Origin of the sequence: Methylobacterium oryzae (assembly GCF_021398735.1) — a bacterium.
Taxonomy (GTDB): Bacteria; Pseudomonadota; Alphaproteobacteria; order Rhizobiales; family Beijerinckiaceae; genus Methylobacterium.
Window position 1 is genome coordinate 26,031 of the sequence record NZ_CP090350.1, and the last position, 19,644, is coordinate 45,674.

Below are 19,644 nucleotides of genomic sequence, written 5' to 3' on the forward strand. Positions count from 1 at the left end.
AGAGGATCGGCCAGGACCGAAGGAGTCGGGCATGCGGCGAGGTCAGAAGACGAGCGCGGAGCAGGTGGTGCTCGGACCTTACGCGAGGGCTCGCAGATACTGCTCGGCGGTCTCCCACGCGCCGTCCCTCGCAGCCAGACCGATATAGCCGTCGGGTCGGACAACGATGAGGTCGGAACCGCTCGGCAGCGACCGACGCGTCGGTTCGAGCAGGCCGGGGAAGCGCTCGATCAGTTCAGCCCCACGCGTCGCGTCCGCCGCATAGAGGACGAAGCGCGGCTCGCTGCCGGCGCCCGGGGGCGGTCCCGCGTAGGCAGCAGGCTCCCAACGCGCTCCGGCGCCGTGTCCGAGGGAGAGCGGGCTGTCGGCATAGGCGATCTCGATCTCGCTCAGCTGCGTCGCCATCCGGTCGCGGACGACATGGAGGCCGAGCAGGAAGCGCAGCGCGAGGTTGCGCGCCGTCTGCGCCGCCGGGTTCGACAGCGTCGCCATGTCGGTCAGCCGGGTCGCGTTGCGCAGGACCAGCTCCCCGACCGCGCTGCGCTCTGGGCTGTAGCTGTCGAGCAGGGACGCGCTCGCTTGACCGCGCACCACCATCGCCAGCTTCCAGGCGAGGTTCACCGCGTCCTGCATACCGGTGTTCATCCCCTGTCCGCCTGCGGGACTGTGGATGTGCGCCGCATCGCCGGCGAGAAAGGCGCGCCCGCGCCGGTAATCCGCGACCTTGCGCTCGTTGATGCGGAAGTGCGTCAACCAGACCGGGTCAGACACGCGGAAGCCGCCGCCGGCGCGCTGATCGACGAGGGCTTGCACGTCGTCGAGGGTGGGCTCCGGCCGCGGGTGCGCCGCATCCGCCTTGCCCACCGTCGCGATGACGCGCGCCCGACCGCCCGGGATCGGGAAGACGACGAAGGGGCCGTCACGGTGCAGGTAGGTCGCGATCTCGTCCGCCGGCGGTGCTGCGGGCCCCTCGAGGCGCACGTCGGCGAGCAGCCAGTCGTCCCCCTGCGCCGAGCCGGAGAACGGGATGCCGAGTTTGTGCCGGACCGTGCTGTGAGCACCGTCGCAGCCGATCAGCCACGGCGTCCTCACCGTCTCCTCGCGCCCGTCGGCGTGTCGCACGTGCGCGTCGATGCCGTCGGCCGTCTCGGCGAAGTCGACCAGCTCGACCTGACGCTCGATCTCGACGCCGAAGGCGCCCAGCTGCGCGGTGAGAAGGCGCTCCGTCTCGCATTGTGGGATCATCAAGGCGAAGTTGTACGCGCTCGCCACGCCTTCCAGGCGCGGGCTGCCGAGCACCTTGCCGCCGCTGCGGATCGAGGCACCGGGAGCGCGCAGTCCCGCATCCAGGAAGGCTCGCGTGCAACCCATGCGATCCATGAGTTCGAGGGTGCGCGACCAGACCACGAGGGCCTTCGAGGTCTCCGTGGCGTGCGGGGCGCGGTCGATCAGGCGCACTCCGACGCCGTAGCGGGCCAGCTCCGCCGCCATGGTCAGACCGACCGGCCCCGCGCCGACGATGAGAATGTCCGTCATGGACCCGCCTCCCGCGCCACGTGGCTCGCTCGGTCGCGTATCCTGAGGCGGTACCACCTCAGTCTCGAATTCGCCCAGCGGAGAGACCCGACCCTAAAGGGCGCCGTCCGGTGGTCAAGGCTCGCCGCACTCGCTCGGTGCCCGCACGCCGGCGGAGCGGTCACCGATCCGGTCGAGGGCCGCCGGCGCAGCGTCCTTGGCCATCGACAGATGTCCCACGCCAGGCACGCGGTCGAACGCGACCCGGCTGCCGGCTCGGCACAGCCGCGCGCGATACTCCTCGGTCACCCGCGGCGGCACGCGGTTGTCCGTGCTGCCCTGCGCCAGGAAGATCGGGATGCGCGGCGGAGCAAAATCAGGAGCCGCGTGAGAGCTGGAGAGCCGCGCCTTCGTGCGGCCTGAACGGCATCCGGCCTGTGCTGCACGTCACGGCAATCTCTGGAAGATCGCCTACAATCCTACACAGTTCGGCGGGCCGACGTAAACGCGGATCTGCTAGACGCCACCGTGCTTGCAGAAGGTGTGGGATAGTGAAGACGTTGCTCGCAGCCGCCATACTTCTCGGATCGACGGTCGGCGCGATGGCGGTCGAGTCGTACGGGGATTACCGTGACTATTTCGATGCGAAGCCCGTGACCGCGAAGCGCGCGCCGCGCAGCGCTTCCCAGAAGAAGGCTCCCATCGACATCACCACGGACTTGAGCGCGGTGCGACGCCGCGCCGATGGCGACCACCGTGAGATGTACCGCTACGAGACTGGGTCGAGGCTGATAGCTGACATGAGGCCTCGCAACTGGGACGGCGGGCATGTTCCCGTGCAGCCGCACAGTTGGTCGCCGGATGGCTTCTGGAGCCCCATGGTACAGTCACACGAGGGGCGCGAGCGGCCCGACCAGTCATTCGAGGGGCGGGGACGGCCCGAGCGATTCCGGTGATGCTGCGTCCTGTAGGGCGCGATGGACGCTGCGGCGTGAGATCTTGAGCGCTCGTTCGAGGCGGTCGAGTACGCCACCCTCGAATGGGTCGACTGGTTCAACCACCGGCGGCCGCTCCAACCGATCGGCACGCTGCCTCCGCCGAGACGGAAACCCGCCGCTTCTGCCGAAGCCGAGGTCCGAGCCTTGGCCGCCTGACCCGAACCGGACAGGCTCCGGGAAAGCCGCCGCGGTTTACTGCGGGTGACGGCGCAGGCCCGCAAAACCATAGACCTCGATGGGCTTGTCCAGCGGACTAGCTCATCGCCGTGGCGTGACGACGCCTGTTATGCGGCGTACAAGAACAAAGGCGCTTGCGCTGAGCGGACTCGGGTTTGTCCGACGGGTCTGCGACGATTGCCGAAGTCAGAGCGGGAACGCTGGTGGCTTGCGGCAACGAACAAACCTAACTTTTGACTACCATACAGGGCCGAGTTCCTGCTGAACCATAGCTGGTGACATCGCCTATTCGCGGACGTGCGACAAGGTCGTCGGATGAAATCCTTATCCCGTCTCTTTGTGGCCGCATCACTGGTCGGATGTTACAGCATTGGGTGCGCGCGAGGGCATGCTCCGGGACTGGGTGACGCACGTGGGGCCATCGTGCGTCCCGCGGCCATGAAGCTGTTTGACGCCGAGCCCGTCTTTCCTCGGGTCCCGGCGATCATGCCAAGTCCGTGGATGCCCCTCGAGGTTGGGCGGACCATGGGGGCGATCTGCAAGCCCCACGACGCGGGCGGAGGGACCTCGTTCCTCGGGCTTCATTTCGACGATTACTGCTTCGGCCCGGCTCCTGAGCATGTGGCACACGCTGTCTTGGCCCTCCCTGTCCGAGCGTTCGACCTCGAACGTGACACGCGCCGTGAGGATCTGCGCAAAGCTTTTTATCTGGCGGCTCCCGGCTTCGGGCGCCGTCCTGACTTCACGCTGGGGGCCGGCGCGTTCATGGTCCGCAGCTTCGAGGGAGCGGACCCCCGAGACACCGTGTACCTGATCTGGCCCGTACGATGCGACGAGGGTGAGGCGGGGTTGGATTGCCGCAACGGCATGGGTCGGAAGGCTTTTCGGTTCGCTGCCGACGGCGCCTTGCGGGATGTCAGTGCGGACGTGCTGCCGGCGGATCCGGTCCTGAGCTTCGACGACCGCGTGCGTCAGACGAAGTACGGCGGCAGCGTCCTGTTTCTGCTCGACGACAAGCTGCCTTATGCGCCCACCATGCGCTGGATCATGGAATTCGATCCTGACTCGCCACCACTCGAGAAGGACGATCCGAAGGCCGCGGGCCCTTGGGCCCACTTCGGCTTCGTCCACTGGACCGGTTCTCGTTTCGAGCTCGTCGATCGAATTGCCCGATCGCAATGGCCGTGTCGGAAGCTCAATGACGCCCCGGCCTGCTCGACGTATCCCGACGGCTTCGAGGATCCCTTTGTCATCCCGTGAGCGGAACTCTCGAAGTGGAGGGTGGGGCGGTGCCATCGCCGGAGCATTTGCTGCTCAGGATCGACGGTCCGCCTCTCGATCCAGGTGACGCTCGTCCTCTGTTCGCTCTCTCAGGGAGACGGTGATCGTCCCGACACTTTTGAATAGGGGCGCATCGTGGCTCTGTCGGGCGACCGTTGGCACGCGACAGAGGAGGTCGAACAGGCAGCGATGGAAGGACATCGGCGAAGGCGCACGCCCGCATGGCGTGCTCAATGTGGCCGGTTGCACCCTCGACGCGGCCAACACCGGAGACACACCGTTGACCAGCCGTCCCAAGATCAGCTCCGTTCCGATCGTCCCCAGTGAGGTCGAAGGTACTCTCGAAGCTCCCGTCATCTACTTCGAAGCCACATCGACGCATGGCGTCGGAGGAGGCGTCGGTCGCCTCGCTCTCGAGATGATGCTCTCCGAGCCCAGCGCGGACGGCACCCCGATCAGTCGGCGAAAGATAGTCGTACACCTGCGCGGCCCGCTGGGCGCGTTCATAAGTCTGAAAGCCGCGATTGAACACATCGAGGAAATGGCCGCCGGCCCGCTCACGGCGGACATCGCGGAAGATGGGAAACCCAATTGAATCGCGTGCAGATCTGCGTCAAGCGGTGCTCTCGTACTCAGGTCCTATTGGTTCATTCCGGTTTTCCGTAAAATAGAACTTGTATTGATGCTTGGATCGGAGCAGGTCGAATTTCCGGATTGCGTGAGGGATAATCGATTGGCATGGCAGTATGTGATGTATCCCGCGCTGGACATGCAGCGTGTTGATATCGGATATTCGTTCGTCATCCGGTCATAGGGCAGAACAGGGCAAATATTCGGGATAGTTGGCTTCTTGCCCGTCCTCTCCCGGACGGCGGATGCATCGCGGCGGACAGATCCAGTCGCGGATTGCCGCGAAAAATCTTGCATTCCTCAAGCTTGCGAGGGATTCGAAAATCGCCCTCAGGATTTTCCCTGGCAATTTCGAATGATATCGATTCTGAACGCGTTGCTGCGAGCCTACTGGCGTGACGCCCGCCTGACGACCATCGCGGTGATCTCGGCCAGTTTGCTCGGTGCATTGGCCTCGATCTCGGCTCCGTACCTTTTCTCACGCGCCGTCGACGATCTGGCCCGCGGACAAGTGCGGTCCGACGCGCTCCCGCTCCTCATGTCCTACGCGTTCCTGTTCGGATGCGCGAAAGCTCTGGGCATTGGATCACGGTTCCTGATCGTGCTTTGCGCGGAGCGTCTATCGTTCATTGCAAATACGGCCTTCTTTGCGCGCCTCCTACACAAGACGCCAGCCTTCTTCCTGGAGCACAACGCCGCGGAGATCGGGACTGCCCGTCAGCAGGGAACCCAGACGCTGAACCTCATCACCCAGCTCGGGCTCGGAGGCTTGCTCCCTGGATGCGTCCAGATCGCCTTCAGCGTCCTAGTCCTCGGCAACCTCGTCAGCTGGGACATAGCCCTGATCATATTCATCTACGGCGTGGTCGTGATCGCGCTCGACTACACGCGTATCGGCAAAGTCAAACCCGCTCTCAATGAGGCGATGAATCAAAGTCAGGCCAATGCGCGCTTGGTCGGCAACGCCATCGCCGTCATCGACACCCTGCGCCAGACACGCGGCGAACGATGGATCACCGAGCGCTTTACTGCCAGCGCGGGTGATGCCTTCGCGAATTTGCGGCGCTACGCGCTGGTGAGCAGCGCCTTCTGTGGGCTTCTGGGCATCGCTGCAGCCTTGCAGTTGACGGTCACGTTCCTGATCCTCGTCCCCCGGTTCGAGGGCGGCCTGATCTCGATCGGCGGCATCGTGCTCTTCAACACGTTGCTGATCCAGTTGAATGAGCCGTTCCACATGGTCGGCATGGCCATCAAGGAGTCGGTCGAAGCAGCGGCCCGCTTCCGGCCCTTAGCGATGATGTGGAGAGCACCGGAAGAACTCGAGCCCGCCGATCCGCTGCCCTACCGGCCGTCCCTCGGCATCGTCGCTTTCGAGAACGTCAGCTTTCGCTACGCCAATGGTCGTGGCGTTGCCGACCTCTCCTTCGTCGCTCGCCGCGGCACGCCGACCTTCCTTACGGGTGAGACCGGTGCAGGCAAATCAACCGTCGTTCGCCTGCTGTTGAAGGGGTTGCAACCGAGCGGCGGCCACATCTTCGCCGACGGAACCGACCTGACTCGCATCGCGAGCGATGATTGGTTCAACCATGTCGGCGTCGTGCCGCAAGAGGTGACACTGCTCAACGATACGCTGTCGGCCAACATCGTGCTGGGCCGTCCGTTCGACGCGGAGCGCCTCCGCCGGGCCTCCGCGCAGGCCTCCATCCTCACGCGCATCGAGGCCATGCCGGAAGGGTTTGAGACCGTCGTGGGCGAACGGGGCCTCAAGCTGTCGGGCGGTGAACGGCAACGCATCGCCATCGCGCGGGCGCTCTACGGCGAACCGGCGATTCTCGTTCTGGACGAAGCCAGTTCGGCCCTCGACGACGAGACCGAGCGGCACATCATGGACGGCTTACGTGACCTTGTTGACGGGTTGACCATCATCGCGGTCACGCACCGCACCTCCATGATACGGCCAGGAGATCAGAACGTCCGCCTGTCGGCGTCCCCACCACGGGCGTAGCCGTCTGAGATGGGCCGACAGCCGAAGGGCGGCTCCGGGTGGAATGCCGCCATTTTTGCTGTGGGACGGCAGATGTAGCGAAGCGGATATATAGCCGCACGGACCAAGTCCGACCCTTTTCCGACCCTCGCTGCGCCAGAGTGCAGGCCGCGTTGCGAGGCGAAGGTTCGTGGCCGGAACGGGCGGCTCCGCGATCGGCCGGGTTCGAGCACCATGTCGAGGACGTGGGCGTTCGACGTCTGACGGAAGGCCGCCCCGGGACGCTGAGCGCGTCTCGACCACGAACGGCGCGAAGCCGGGTCCCAGAACGCCACCGGCATGCCCCGATCCATGCCGCAGATTTGCAACAGAACATGGAAAACAGCCGTTCTACTAGAACTATTCCAGTTCAAGGCCCCGCATTCGCATCGCTGTTTCGTAGCGGCCGAACAAGCGTTTGGCTGAGAGCAGATGCATCAGTTTAGATCGGCTAAAAGCGTTCAGAACGCTTGCGTCTATCCTCGGCGTGACAGTCTAATCGGCCGGCGCCGCGCGCTCGTGTGCGTCGGCGAGGCACCTGAGGATTGGAGTTATGGCGGCGGTATCATTGGATGCCCTACATCGCAGTGAGAACCTGAACCTCCAGCGGTTCCTTCTTCGCAAACTCGGGAACCCTGCCGACGCAGCCGACGCCGCGCAGGAGACGTATCTTCGCCTCGTCAAAGCACTCACGACCACCGACTTGGAGCATCCGCGCCTCTTCCTGTTCCACCTCGCGCGCAACGTCGCCGCCAATCTCGGCAAGCGCCGCCGGTTCGAAGCGCGCCTCTTCCGATCCATGACCGATCTCGAACTGTCGAGCGTCGTGGACGGGCACGCCCAGACCGAGACGCAGGTGATCGCCCGCGAGCAGCTGCGCCTCGTGGCGGCAACGATCGACGGGCTGCCGCCGCGCTGCCGGGAGGCGTTCCTGCTCAGCACCGTCGAGGGCCTCTCGAACTGGGAGGTCGCCGTCCGTCTCGGCGTCAGCCGCAACATGGTCGAGAAGCACCTCATCACGGCGCTGCTGCACATTCGTCGCGCGTGTCACGAGTTTTTCTGATCGGGCACGTCAGGAGTTCGCGGCCTCGATGGTCTTCATAGGTCGGACGGGCGGAGCGGGCAGCGGGTCGACATGGAGGAGGAGCGCAAGCCCGCGGGCGACGACGAGGCCGCCGACGACCCGATCTACGCGCGGGCCGCGTTCTGGGTGGTTCGCCTGTCCTCCCCCGACGCGACCGACGCCGACCGGGCAGCCTTCGAGACCTGGCGCGCCGCCGACCCGGCCCATGCCGAGGCCTACGCGGAGATGGAGGCGTGGCGGGGCATCGCCGGGCGCGTGCCCGATACGCGCCGGCGCAGGCGGCCGCCGCCGACGCGCCTCGTCGGTCTCGCGGCAGCGCTGGGCCTGTCCGGATTCATCACCTACGAGAGCGGGATCCTCGACCGTGTCCGCGCCGACGTCTGGACCGGGATCGGGGACATCGAGACGGCGCGGCTCCCCGACGGCAGCCGCGCCGCCCTCAACACCGACACCGCGCTCGTCCTGCACTTCACGGCCGCCGCGCGCGACGTCCACCTGCTGCGCGGCGAGGCGGTGTTCGATGTCGTGCCCGACAGCGCCCGACCCTTCGTGGTCTACGGCGGCGGGTTGCGGGTGCGCGCTGTGGGGACGCGCTTCTTCGTCCGGGCCGGCGGGGACGCCGAACCGGTCGGCGTGGCGGAGGGGCGCGTGGACGCGTCGACGACCGCGGGCGCCGTGACCATCGGAGCCGGCGAGGTCGCCCTCCGGAGCGCCGACGGCCATCTGACGGTCGAGCGCGGCGATGTGGGGCGCGCCACGACGTGGCGGGAGGGCAAGCTCGTCGTCACGGGGCAGCCCCTCGCCGCGGTCGTGGCCGACCTGAACCGCTATCGGCGCGGGCGCATCGTCCTGCTCGGTTCGGGGCTCGGCGCGCAGCGCTTCAGCGGGACGCTCGACATCCGCGACACCGACGACGCGCTCGACGTTCTGGCCGCGACGATGAGCCTGCGCGTCACGCGCCTGACTCCGTACCTCGTCCTCGTCAGGCCGCCGGCCTGACGAGGCGAAAAAAACCGACGCGGGGAGGTCAGGAGTTTCGCGCCTCGATTGTCGTTTGTCCGTGAGGGCCACGGCACCGCCCTCACGCTCACCGACCTCGCCGGCCCGGCCTCCGCCGTCCTGGGCAACGGCGCCCTCACGGTCTCCAGTGCGGCCGCCTCCACCTATGCCGGCGCCATCCTGGAGACCGCGAGCCCGACCAGCCTGACCAAGGCCGGCCCCGGCACGCTCCTGCTCACCGGCCCCGGCCTCTTCTCCGGCCCGACCACAATCCAGGCCGGCACGCTCTCCCTCAACGGCCTCTGGACCTCGCCGGTCACGGTCGCGGCCACCGGCACCCTGCGCGGCATCGGCACCGTCGCGGCCCCGGTCACGGTCGCGGGCGCCCTGCGGCCGGGCAACTCCCCCGGCACGCTCACCGTGCTCGGCCCGGTGGCGTTCGCCCCCGGCAGCAGCCTCGGCCTCGACATCGACGGACCGGGCACCGGCACCGGCGCGGGCAGCTACGCCCGCCTCCTGGCGCTCGGCCCGACCGGTACGGTCTCGGCCAACGGCACCCTGGTGCCGGAACTGCGCGGCATCACCGGCAACGCCACGAACAGCTTCACCCCCGCGCTCGGCCAGCGCTTCGGCGTGCTGACAGCGCAGGCCGGGCTGTCGGGCTCGTTCAGCGGGCTCGCCCAGCCGGCGGCGGGCCTGCCGGCGGCCACGCGCCTCGACGCGCTCTACGCCGCCACCGGCCTCGACCTCGTGGTCACGCCGGCCGCCTACGGCAGCCTCGCCGGCCTCGGCCTCGCCCAGACCGGCAACGCCCGGGCCGTGGGCGCGGCCCTCGACCTCGCCCGCCCGGCCGCCGGCACGCGGCCGGACGCGGCGCGGGCGCGGGTGTTCGACCCGCTCTACGCGGCCGGCCCGGCGACGCTGCCGGGCGGCCTGGCGAGCCTGTCGGGCCAGAGCTACGGCGACGCGGTGATGACCGACCTCGCCGCGCGCCGTCTGCTCTCCGACACGATCGACCGGCACCAGCGCGGGCTGGGCGGGGGCGCGGGCGCGTTCAGCGCGGGCGATCCGGGCCCGGGCCCGAACCGCACGGCGCTGCAGGTGCGCGGCGGCGCCGGGGCGGCGGCGGCGCCGCTTGGGGTGGGCGAGGGCCGGGTCTGGGCCGACGCGCTGTACGGGTTCGGCGCGCGCGCCGGCGACCGGGCGGCCACGGGCGCCGGGTTCGACGCGGGCGGGCTGCTGATGGGCGTCGACCGTCAGGTCGGGGCGGACACGCAGGTCGGCGGTGCGTTCAGCTACCTGCGCGCGGGCGGCACGTCGCGGGGCGCGGGGCTGGGGCGGTTCACCACTGACAGCTACGGCGGCACGCTCTACGCGAGCACGCGGCTCGGCGCCGTGGTGCTGCGGGGCACGGCGGGGGTGTCGTACGCGGACGGCCGGGTGGACCGGACGGTGGCGCTGGGCGCGGCGGTGTCGCAGGCGAGCGGGGTGTCGTCGGGCTGGAACGGCGGGGTGTCGGGCTTTGCCGGGTACGCGCTGGCGACCGGCCTGCCGGTCGAGGTCGTGCCGGAGGTGGGCTTCAGCTACGACCGGCTGACGCGGGGCCGTGTGTCCGAGCGGGGCGGTCTGGTCGGGCAGGGCTTCGGCGGGCAGGGCTTCGCGGTGGCCGACCTCGACGCGGCGCGCAGCCTGGTCGGCGGGCGGGTGACGAGTTGGGCGTTGGCGGGCATTCCGGACCTGCGGCTGGAGGGTCGGGCGTACTGGGCGCACGAGCTGGCCGACACGGCGGCTTTGATCCGCTCGAGCCTGTTCGGGGCGGGGTTCGCGGGTCGGACGAGCGCGCTGGGCCGGGACGGCGCGGTTCTGGGGGTGAGCCTGACGGGGGCGGTCGCCGAGGGCGTGCGGCTGTCAGTGGGCTACACCGGCGACGTCCGCCCGGGCGCCACCGCCCAGGTGTTCACCGCCGGCCTCCAAGCCGCGTGGTGACGGCCTCTTGAGCCACGCTCCTCGTCGCGGCCGGGTCGCTCCCGGCACCCGTGCCGATCCCGCAGCATCACGCCGCGCATCGCACGGCGCGGCGGCGAGGGCAGCGAGGATCTCGGACGCCACCGCTGGATCGTCGCGCACGCCGGCGTGGTCGGCGCGCTTCCGCCGCCTCGCCATCCGCTCCGGGCGGCGCGACGATCTCCGCGCGCCTTCGCCCATCCCGTCCGCGCCCTCGTCCGCCGGACCCGGGCCAGAGGGTCGTGTGGCCGACTCCGCGTCAGAGGCGTCGGTGAGGAGCCAACTCGAGAGCGGACGCGCCGCGAACCGGCGTGGCAGTCGGATCCGTCGCGGCCGAGTAGGTTTCAGCCGTCCCCTTCTGCTTACGCTTCGCGGCGTAGAGGGCCGCGTCGGCGTGGCGCAGCAGCACGTCGCGGTCCTGTCCGGCCTCTCGTGACCGCGCGAGGCCGATCGTTCCCGTCACCCGCGCGATCTGACCCTGCCCTTTCACGACCATCTCGAGGTCGTGCAGGAGGCGCCGCACCATCGCCTGCACGCCCGCGCCATCGCAGCCGGCAGGCACCAGGATCGCGAACTCGTCGCCCCCCAACCGTGCCGGGAAGCAACCGGCGTAGCAGGGCGCGCGCAACCGCTCGGCTACGCAACGCAGAACCTCGTCGCCGGCCGCGTGCCCGAGGCGATCGTTCACGCCCTTGAAGCCGTCGAGGTCGATCAGGAGGACAGCCACATCGTCGTCGGAAGCGCGCGCCTCGCGCAGCCGCGCGTCGAGCGCGCGGTGGAATTCGGCTCGGTTGGCGAGTTGCGTCAGGTCATCGGTGCGCGCCTGATGGCGAAGACGCTGCTCCAAGCTGTGCCGTTCGGTGATGTCCTGGATCAGGCCGATGAGGGCGACGGGCTTACCCTTGACCAATTCGATCTCGCAGGAGCACCGCACGCGCCGGGCATTGCCCTTGGCGGTCACGAAATCGGCGTCCATCTCGAACGGCTCGCCCGTGTCCAGCACGCGCCTGACGGCCGCGCGGAAGAGGGCGCGATCGGGCTCGGGAAAGAAGTTCATGATCGCGCCAATCGGCACACCGCCGCTGACGGGCAGCTCGTGAATGACGAAGACGCCGTCCGACCAGGAGGTCGACCGCGTCTCGATATCGTAGCGGTACGAGCCCATCTCGGCCATGCGCTCCGCCTGCTTGAACTGGCGGCGCTCACGCTCCAGGCCCTCGACGGCCATCCGGCGCTCTTCGGCAGCCTCGGCTGCGCGCAGGGCCACGGCGCGCGCCTCGATCAGGGCCTCCGCGATGCAGGCCAGCTCTTCGAGCACCTCCAGGTCTGTCGTCGTCGGCTCGCGGGGCTGTTCGTCGAGGACGCAGAGCGTGCCGATCGTGATCTTGTCGCCGTCGGCTTGCCGGACGCGGACCGGCACGCCCGCGTAGTAGCGGATGTACGGGGCGTTCGTGACGAAGGGGCTGGCCACGAAGCGAGGGTCGAGGCTGGCATCCGCCACGATCAGCGGAGCCTCCGTCTCGAACACGACGGGGCAGAACGCCTGGGCACGCGGCGTCTCGGCCGCCAAGGGACCGCAACGCGCCTTGAACCACTGGCGCTCCGGGTCGATCAGGGTGATCGAGGACATGCCGGTGCCGAGCATGCGCTGCGCGAGCTTGGCGAGTGCATCGAACTCGCGCTCCGGCGGCGTGTCGAGGAGGGCGATCTCGGCCAGCGCCTGCTGGCGGAGTGCCTCGCGCTGGGTATTCGATATGGTCCCCTGCAGCACTGTTCGACCTCGCCGGAGCCAAGATGGTATCCGGGGGATACGACGAGAAGGTTTAATCGAGGGTGCGATGGCCTGACCTTTCGTCGAGGCCCGGCTTCGTCCTGGGACTGGCGCTGTCCGGCACGCGCGCAGGGGCCGCTCTCACCGCTCTTCTCCCGCGAGCCGGCCGGCAGCTTCCGAGCGGGGGCGATCCGGCAGCGACCCGGGGTAGCCGTTCCGACGAACATGGCCCCTCCCGGGGGAAACAGCCGAGTGTCCGGCGATGCGGGCTTCGGCCGGCGCTGGGGCCTCCCGGGCCTGGATCGCTGACCCGTGCGAGAAGCCGCGCGGCGGCGCGCGCGCGTCAGGTGGCTGCCCGCAGGGTGATCCGCGTCAGCTCCGACGGACGCCCGAGCCGGAGGGCGAAGCCGGGCCAGAGCCCGGTGCCGTTGCTGACGTAGAGCCGCATGGCCCCGACCCGGTACGCCCCCGAGACGAACCCGGAATTGCCGCGCGCCACCAGCCGGTCCAGGCCGCGGATCATGCCGCCGTGGGTGTGGCCGGAGAGCTGGAGCGCCACGCCGCGCGCCGCGGCCCGCGCGGCGTTGGCCGGCTGGTGATCCAGCAGAACGATCGGCGCGCCCGGCGGTGCGCCCGCCAGGGCCGCGTCGAGGTCGGGCCCCGGATGCCCCGTGGCGGGCGCGGAGCGGTCGGTGACGCCGGCCAGCACCAGCGCGCCGCCCCCGCGCCTCAGGATCGTGTGGGTGTTGGCGAGGACGCGGATCCCCAGGCCCGCGAGATGGCGCATCCAGGAATCGTGGTCGAAGAAGTACTCGTGGTTGCCGGGCACGGCCCAGACACCGTCGCGCGCGCGCAGGGCCCGCAGCGGCGCGACGTCGTCTCGCCGGGCCTCCAGCGAACCGTCGATGAAGTCGCCGGTCACGACGATCAGGTCGGCCTGGAGGGCGTCGGCCCGCGCGACGACGGCCCGCGCCCAGGCGGCCGGGAACAGGCGGCTGATATGCAGGTCGGTCAGGTGCAGGATCGTGTAGCCGTCGAGGCCGGGGGGCAGGTCCGCGATCGCGACCGGGACGTCTTTCAGGGGCGGCACGCGCACGGCCTGCCACACGGCGACGGCCGAGAGGCCGGCGGCCGTCGAGGCCACCGCGATGCGCCAGGCGGTCGGGATCGCCCAGCCGCCCCCGGGCAGAGCCAGCGAGATCAGCGCGACGGCATCGAGGCCGAGCTGCATCACCGCCGCCAGCGCGATCGCACCGAACGCCCAGTTGAACAGGATCACGATCGGGCGCGGGAATTCGGGCGCGAAGACCGACCCGGAGGAGAGGCGGCTCCACAGGTGGTACTGGGAGGCGACCAGGAGGAGCCCGGCGAGGCCGAGCCTGAGCGCGAGCGGCACCGGCAGGGGCCACACCACCCGCGCGATGACGTAGGCCGCGGGCAGGCTGGGGATGAGGCGGATCATGGGCGGCTACATGGACCGGGCGACGGCCGAAAGGCAAAGCTCGCGCCGGGCCGCCCGGTGCGCGGCGGCACATGCGGTCGCCTCGCGCGGGTCGGGAGGTGCCCTCTGCCGGCCCGTCGCCCGCCCCGCCTTCCCCCCGCCGCGCCCGGAGAAGGTCAGCGTCAGCGCGCGCCCGGATCGAACCAGGCGCGCAGCGGATCGAGGGTGGTCTCGTGCGCCAGCGGGGGCGACGCGCCGTCCGGGGCCGCCATGCCCACGCGGTCGTGCCAGTACGTCGCCAGCCCCACCTGCGCCGTGCCCACGAGGTCGAAGGCCGAGCCCGCGACGAACAGGCAGCGCGCCGGCTCGACCCCGAGGGCCTGCAGTCCCAGCCGGTAGGGACGCGGATCGGGCTTGTAGAACCCGGCGCGCTCCGCCGTGACGACCGCGTCGAGTTCGACCCCCAGGCAGCCGGCGGCGATGCGACCCAGACGTTCGGAGCAGTTGGTCACGACGCCGAGCCGCACGGAGCGCGCCGCGAGCGCCTGCAGGGTCTCCGTCACGCCGGGCCAGGGCCGGAGCTCGCCGTAGCGATCCTCGAGGTCCGCCGCGAGGCGGCGCGGCAGGCCCACCGCCGCGGCGGCCTCCGCCACGAGATCCTCGTAGGGCTGGTACGCCCCCGTCCGGTAGGTGATCCGCAGGTACTCGGCCCGCCACCGGCGGCCGGCCTCCGTGCTGCCGGCGACCGAGTCCCACAGGGACCAGCTGTCGAGCAGGGCCGTCAGGAGGTCGAACAGGACGGCGTCGAACCGGTGGGCTGTCATGATGGGCTTCTCCTTCCGTATCGGGCGCCGCATCGGGCGGCGTCGGTGCCGGGGGCCTCGGGCCGCGCCGACCGGGCCCGGAGCGCGCGTCAGTGCGCGCGTCAGTGCGCGCGGGCGGCATGCGCCGCCCCGAGGAGGGCGGCGGTCACGCGCCTCGCGGTGTCCAGGCGGGCTCCCGCCGCGTCCGGCGCCGCCGGGCGCTCGCGAGGCGCCCGATCCGCGACGTCACGGTCGGCGCCGCCTACCAGCCATTGATGCGCGGCCAGACGGCGGCGACCCGCCCGTCGGCGTCGAGGACGTGGTAGCGGTCGTACTGGGCGCCCGTCGCGCAGGCGTGGTTCGGCAGGACGCGCACACGATCGCCGAGGGCCAGGTCGGGGAGGGCGGCGCGGGAGCCCGGGCGCAGGGCGAGGATGCCGTGCTCCTGGTTGGCGTCGGCGACGATCAGGTCCGGGTAGGGGCGGCCGGCGCGGTCGCAGACCACGCCGTAGCCCTGATCGACCGCCTGCCGGGCCGTGCCCCGGTCGCGCGACAGCGCCATCCAGCCGGCATCGGTGATGATCCAGCCCTTGTCGCGGCGGTGCCCGATCACGGTGGCGAGCACGCTCACCGCGATGTCGTCGACCGCGACGGAGCCGACCCCGGCCTGGAACAGGTCGCCGAACATGAACACGCCGGCACGGACCTCGGTGATCCCGTCGAGGTTCCGGGCGTAGCGCGCGGTCGGGGTCGAGCCGACGCTTACCACCGGGCACGGCAGGCCCGCCGCGCGCAGGAGGGTGGCCGCCGTCACCGCCGCCGCGCGCTCGCCCTCCGCGGCCGCGGCGAGATCCTCGGGATCGCTGAGGCCGTAGCTGTCGCCGGCGTGGAGCAGCACGCCGCGCAGGTCCGCCCCCGCGCCGAGCGCGCGCCCGATCGCCACCAGCAGCGCCGCGTCGGCCGGCTTCACGCCGGAGCGATGCCCGTCGGCGTCGACCTCGATCAGGACCGGTAGACGGTCGCCGGTCCGCGCGGCCCAGGCGGCGACCGCGTCCGCCTGCTCGATCGAGTCGAGCACCACGGCGAGGTCCGCACCCCAGCGGCGCCGGACCGCTCCGACGCGGTCGAGCTTCTGCGGGGCGATGCCGACGCCGTAGATCATGTCCCGGACCCCGCCCTCGGCGAAGTACTCGGCCTCGCGCAGGGTCGAGACGATCGCCGGGCCGGCCGGACCGGTCATCGCCAGGCGGGCGACGTCGATCGACTTCGCCGTCTTCAGGTGCGGCCGGAAGGCGACGCCCAGCCGGTCCAGGTGCGCCCGCAGCCCCGCGAGGTTCGCGCGCAGCCGCGCCTCGTCCAGGAGAAGGCACGGTGTCTGAAGAGGACCCGACGCCCCGTCGGCCTCCGCTGACGGCACCTGCGTCCCGACTCCGGTCTCCGGCATGTCCACGCCTCTCTGTCTCGCTGCCGGGTGACAGATCATGCCGGACCGCGAGACGCCATTAATCTGTTCGGCATTCTGGATTAAGGTCGGCCTTAATGCTCGACACCGACGATCTCCGCTTCTTCGTCGCGGTCGCGGCCAGCCCGTCCCTGGCCGCCGCGGCGCGCAGTCTGAACGTGTCGCCCCCCGCCGTGACGCAGCGGCTGCGCAGCCTGGAGAAGCGGCTGCGGGTCCATCTGGTGGACCGGTCCGGCCGCGGCCTCACGCTGACCGACGAGGGGGAGCTTCTGGCCGAGCGCGGTCGCGACCTCCTCGGCGCCTTCGACGATCTCGCCGACGCCCTGGCCGAGCGCGTCGGCGCGGTGACCGGACATCTGCGCGTCGTCGCCCCGCTCGGCTTCGGGCGCCGCTACGTGGCCCCGGTCGTGACGGCGTTCCGGCTGCGGCATCCGGGCGTGCGGATCGACCTGCTGCTCTCGGATCGCCTGGGCCGCATCCCGTCCGAGACCTGGGACCTCGCGATCCACGTCGGTGAGATCAGGGAGGCGACCCCGAGCCTGACCGTGCGCGCCCTCGCGCCGAACGACCGGATCCTCTGCGCGGCGCCCGCCTACCTGGCCCGGCATCCGGCCCCGCGCGTGCCGGCCGACCTGCGGGATCACACCTGCATCGCGCTGCGCGAGAACGACGAGGACGTGACGCTCTGGCGCTTCCGCGCGGCGGAGGGCGCCGAGGTCCGCGTCAGGGTGGATGCGGCCTTGGTCAGCAACGACGGCGACGTGGTGCGGGGCTGGGCCCTCGCGGGCCTCGGCGTGATCGTGCGCTCGGAATGGGATGTCGCCGACGACCTGCGCGCGGGGCGGCTGGCGCGCCTGCTCGAAGGCTACGCCCTGCCGTCGGCGCCGGTCGTCGCCCTGCTCGGCTCGGAACGGCGGTCGCGCGCGGCCCGGACGGAGCGGTTCCTCGAGGCGCTCCGGCGCTCGTTCGATCCGCTCCCGTGGCGCCCGCCCGCGGGTCCTGGCGCGGCCGCCGGGGATGCGGGGCCTTGAGGCGCCCCGGCCGCGCGCCGTCCGGCCCCGAACGCTCCGCCCGACGACGCCCGATCCCGCTCAGCTCCGGATCTCGATCGGCGTGCCGACCTCGACCCGCGCGTAGATCGCGCGGGCCTCGGCGTTGGTCACGCCCACGCAGCCATCCGTCCAGTCGATCAGACGATGCAGGCGACCGACCCAGGAGAACCCGTTCCTCAGACCGTGGATCATGATGTCCCCACCGGGCGGCACGCCGGCCGCGGACGCCGCGGCGCGGTCGGCGGCGTCCGGATAGGAGATCCGCAGCGCGAGGTGGGCGATGCTGTCCGGGTTCTTGCCCGCGATGCGGTAGCGGCTCTCGGGTGTTCTGCCGTCGCCCTCCATCGCCTTCGGGCCGACCGGCGCGAAGCCCAGCGAGACGCGGTAGACCGCCAGCACGCGTCCGCCGCGCAGCAGCGTCAGGCGCCGCTGCGCCTTCTCCACGCGGACGAGATCCGCGCGCTCGGCCTGCGGCACCAGGCCGGGGGCCGCGGAGCCCGCGGGACCGTCGGCCGTCCCGAAGAGGAGGGCGAGCGGCGCGACGCAGAGGATCGGTCCGACGAGGTGGCGGCATCTGATCGGCCGATCCTACGGGGCAGGCGTTTCACGGCCAAACGACCGGGCCCGGATCGCCGCCGGTCAGGGTCGATCCCGGAGTCAGGCGGCCCATCGCAGGGCGTCGCGGCCGGCGTGCTTCGCCTCGTACAGAGCGCTGTCGGCCCGCTGAGCCAGCGCTTCGTAGCCCTCGCCCACGCGCGCGACGGCCAAGCCCATGCTCAGGCTGACCGGCGCCTCGGACCCGGCACTGGTCGAGAATGCCGCGGCGCGTGCGCTCGCGCGGATCCGCTCGCACACCGCCCGGGCGCGCGCGAGATCGCTCTCGCGGAGAAGGATCACGAACTCGTCGCCGCCGAGGCGCGCGACCAGATCCCCCGGGCGGATCTGCGACGCGAGCAGCGATCCGAGAGTCTCGAGCGCGCGATCGCCCGCCGGATGCCCCCAGCGGTCGTTGATCTGCTTGAAATGATCCACGTCGATCGCGATCAGGCTGACGGGCGGCAGCGCCCTGACGGGCAGGATGGTCTCGATCTGATGCTCGAAACCTGCCCGGTTGAGCAGTCCTGTCAGGGAATCGGTGAAGGCGCTCCTCGTCATCTCCCGATCGTGCGCGGCCAGCTCGGCCGTGAGCCGCGCCCGCGCGGAGACCTCCGCCGCGACGGGCAGGCAGGTCAGCAGGATGAAGGCCAGAAACACCTGGAACGCCTGCGCCTGCGTGACGGCGTCGGCCGCGATCAGGACCATCGGCCCGCGACCGTACATCGTGGCGACGCCTCCGATGACGGCCACGACCATCACGGCCGCGGTGACACCCAGGCGGCCCAGCCGGAAAGCGATCAGGATGAGGGGCGGGAAGATCAGGAACAGCAAGGGGCGGCTGGTGCAGAAGAAGGTCGCGTACGCGACCGAACCTGCGAGGACGAGCAAGGCGGCCGCTTCGAGCCGGTCCCGCCAGCTCCGCTCCGCGAGCGCACGCGCGTAATCGCCTCGGAACAGCGAGAGCAGGAAGGGCGTGATGACGATGAGTCCCAGGCCGTCGCTCGCGACCCAGGTGCCGAACGAGCGCAACAGGGGCTGGCCGAAGACGAGATGCGCCGTCAAGCCTCCCAGGACGCCGCTCGCGGCCGGTGCCAGCAATCCCGCGATCGCGAGGAACCGCAGGGCGGATCTCGTGGATTGCAGCAGGGCGTCCTGCTCGTAGGTCCTTCGCAGGAGACGGACGGCCAACATCACCTCGGCGAGGTTGGCGAGACTGTACAGGAAGGGGCCGATCAAAGTCCCCCGCGTCAGGACATTGGCCGCGATGTTCGCGGCCAGTCCGGCGCTCAGCACCGTGCCCGATCGGACCCTGTCATGGGAGAGCAGCAGGGCGACCAGAATGGCATTGGCCGGCCATAGGGCAGCGATGTCGTGTCCGCTACTGGCCAGGCTCAGTGTCGAAGCTGCGGTGCAGAAATAGAGAAACGCTGTCGTCAACCATAGATAGAGTGCCGGCTTCTCGTCGCTCTCGTCGTCGGATCGCTCTCGGATCATGGTCTCGATAGACATGAAAATTTATAACGAACAGATAATATTGTGCAACTATTGGTATGCTACTCGTCTATAATACAACTGCTGGGGATGGAGACAGCAATCGTCATGATCGGCGATCGGCGCAGCGAGCATTGCGCCGACTCGCATGATCGGAGATCGGAGCCGTTACGGGGTGCCGCTGAGGCGTCCGTCGCGCGGTTGACCGCGCGTCCCCGCGGCGGACCCGGTCTCGCGCGGAAGCGGCGGGCGTGCCGCTTCACGCCTGCCGTCCGCGATCCCGCCGGACCGAGCCGGCGCCGTCGAGGCCGTGGAG

15 protein-coding genes and 3 pseudogenes are annotated in these 19,644 nt (G+C 70.3%); 10 read left to right on the plus strand and 8 right to left on the minus strand.

Going from position 1 to position 19,644, the window contains the following annotated elements; genetic code table 11:
- Positions 1-78 precede the first annotated feature (78 nt).
- Together LXM90_RS28520 and LXM90_RS32130 are read right to left on the minus strand one after the other, a co-directional pair.
- Complete coding sequence (locus LXM90_RS28520) at positions 79-1,536, minus strand: FAD-dependent monooxygenase (protein WP_056524270.1); 1,458 nt, start codon at positions 1,534-1,536, stop codon at positions 79-81.
- A 204-nt stretch (positions 1,537-1,740) separates the two neighbouring features.
- Positions 1,741-1,836, minus strand: a pseudogene (locus LXM90_RS32130) (hypothetical protein); the annotation flags it as partial.
- 230 nt (positions 1,837-2,066) lie between these two features.
- Here LXM90_RS32130 and LXM90_RS28525 point away from each other — a divergent pair.
- From LXM90_RS28525 to LXM90_RS28565, 9 genes and pseudogenes are all read left to right on the plus strand, one after another.
- On the plus strand, positions 2,067-2,471 hold the full coding sequence (locus tag LXM90_RS28525; RefSeq protein ID WP_026605351.1) for a hypothetical protein: 405 nt from the start codon (positions 2,067-2,069) through the stop codon (positions 2,469-2,471).
- A gap of 57 nt (positions 2,472-2,528) precedes the next feature.
- A pseudogene (locus LXM90_RS28530) lies at positions 2,529-2,669 on the plus strand (IS3 family transposase); the annotation flags it as partial.
- A 459-nt stretch (positions 2,670-3,128) separates the two neighbouring features.
- On the plus strand, positions 3,129-3,950 hold the full coding sequence (locus LXM90_RS28535; RefSeq protein WP_083916012.1) for a hypothetical protein: 822 nt from the start codon (positions 3,129-3,131) through the stop codon (positions 3,948-3,950).
- Positions 3,951-4,251: 301 nt separating this feature from the next.
- On the plus strand, positions 4,252-4,566 hold the full coding sequence (locus tag LXM90_RS28540) for a hypothetical protein (RefSeq protein ID WP_020095892.1): 315 nt from the start codon (positions 4,252-4,254) through the stop codon (positions 4,564-4,566).
- Positions 4,567-4,956: 390 nt separating this feature from the next.
- Entirely contained in the window at positions 4,957-6,606 is a 1,650-nt protein-coding gene (locus tag LXM90_RS28545; RefSeq protein WP_056524280.1) for an ABC transporter ATP-binding protein, read from the plus strand.
- Between the two features lie 571 nt (positions 6,607-7,177).
- A complete protein-coding gene (locus LXM90_RS28550; RefSeq protein ID WP_042669387.1) occupies positions 7,178-7,687 on the plus strand; it encodes an RNA polymerase sigma factor in 510 nt (169 codons plus the stop codon).
- A gap of 72 nt (positions 7,688-7,759) precedes the next feature.
- Positions 7,760-8,707 (plus strand): FecR family protein, encoded by a 948-nt coding sequence (locus LXM90_RS28555; protein ID WP_020095896.1) that lies wholly within the window; start codon positions 7,760-7,762, stop codon positions 8,705-8,707.
- Positions 8,708-8,755: 48 nt separating this feature from the next.
- Entirely contained in the window at positions 8,756-10,693 is a 1,938-nt protein-coding gene (locus LXM90_RS28560) for an autotransporter outer membrane beta-barrel domain-containing protein (protein ID WP_234083267.1), read from the plus strand.
- 36 nt (positions 10,694-10,729) lie between these two features.
- Positions 10,730-10,895 (plus strand): annotated as a pseudogene (locus tag LXM90_RS28565) (IS5/IS1182 family transposase); the annotation flags it as partial.
- Positions 10,896-10,970: 75 nt separating this feature from the next.
- On the opposite strand, the gene LXM90_RS28570 reads toward LXM90_RS28565, so the two are convergent.
- The 4 genes from LXM90_RS28570 to LXM90_RS28585 all read right to left on the minus strand — a co-directional run bounded on the left by LXM90_RS28570 (position 10,971) and on the right by LXM90_RS28585 (position 16,170).
- Positions 10,971-12,467 (minus strand): diguanylate cyclase domain-containing protein, encoded by a 1,497-nt coding sequence (locus tag LXM90_RS28570; protein WP_081636521.1) that lies wholly within the window; start codon positions 12,465-12,467, stop codon positions 10,971-10,973.
- A gap of 358 nt (positions 12,468-12,825) precedes the next feature.
- Entirely contained in the window at positions 12,826-13,944 is a 1,119-nt protein-coding gene (locus tag LXM90_RS28575) for a metallophosphoesterase (protein WP_020094937.1), read from the minus strand.
- Between the two features lie 161 nt (positions 13,945-14,105).
- Positions 14,106-14,747, minus strand: coding sequence for an HAD-IA family hydrolase (locus LXM90_RS28580; protein ID WP_020094936.1), 642 nt, complete (start codon positions 14,745-14,747; stop codon positions 14,106-14,108).
- 241 nt (positions 14,748-14,988) lie between these two features.
- Positions 14,989-16,170 carry an alanine racemase gene (locus LXM90_RS28585; protein WP_020094935.1) on the minus strand — a complete coding sequence of 394 codons (1,182 nt, stop codon included), beginning with the start codon at positions 16,168-16,170 and terminating at the stop codon, positions 14,989-14,991.
- Between the two features lie 95 nt (positions 16,171-16,265).
- On the opposite strand from LXM90_RS28585, the gene LXM90_RS28590 reads away from it, so the two are divergent.
- The gene (locus LXM90_RS28590; protein ID WP_020094934.1) at positions 16,266-17,219 is read left to right on the plus strand and encodes a LysR family transcriptional regulator; all 954 of its coding nucleotides are present in this window, start codon (positions 16,266-16,268) and stop codon (positions 17,217-17,219) included.
- A gap of 60 nt (positions 17,220-17,279) precedes the next feature.
- Here the strand turns inward: LXM90_RS28590 and LXM90_RS28595 are convergent, their stop codons facing one another.
- Entirely contained in the window at positions 17,280-17,792 is a 513-nt protein-coding gene (locus LXM90_RS28595; protein WP_419149876.1) for a L,D-transpeptidase family protein, read from the minus strand.
- A 105-nt stretch (positions 17,793-17,897) separates the two neighbouring features.
- The gene (locus LXM90_RS28600) at positions 17,898-19,346 is read right to left on the minus strand and encodes a sensor domain-containing diguanylate cyclase (RefSeq protein ID WP_234083269.1); all 1,449 of its coding nucleotides are present in this window, start codon (positions 19,344-19,346) and stop codon (positions 17,898-17,900) included.
- Positions 19,347-19,644: the final 298 nt, after the last annotated feature.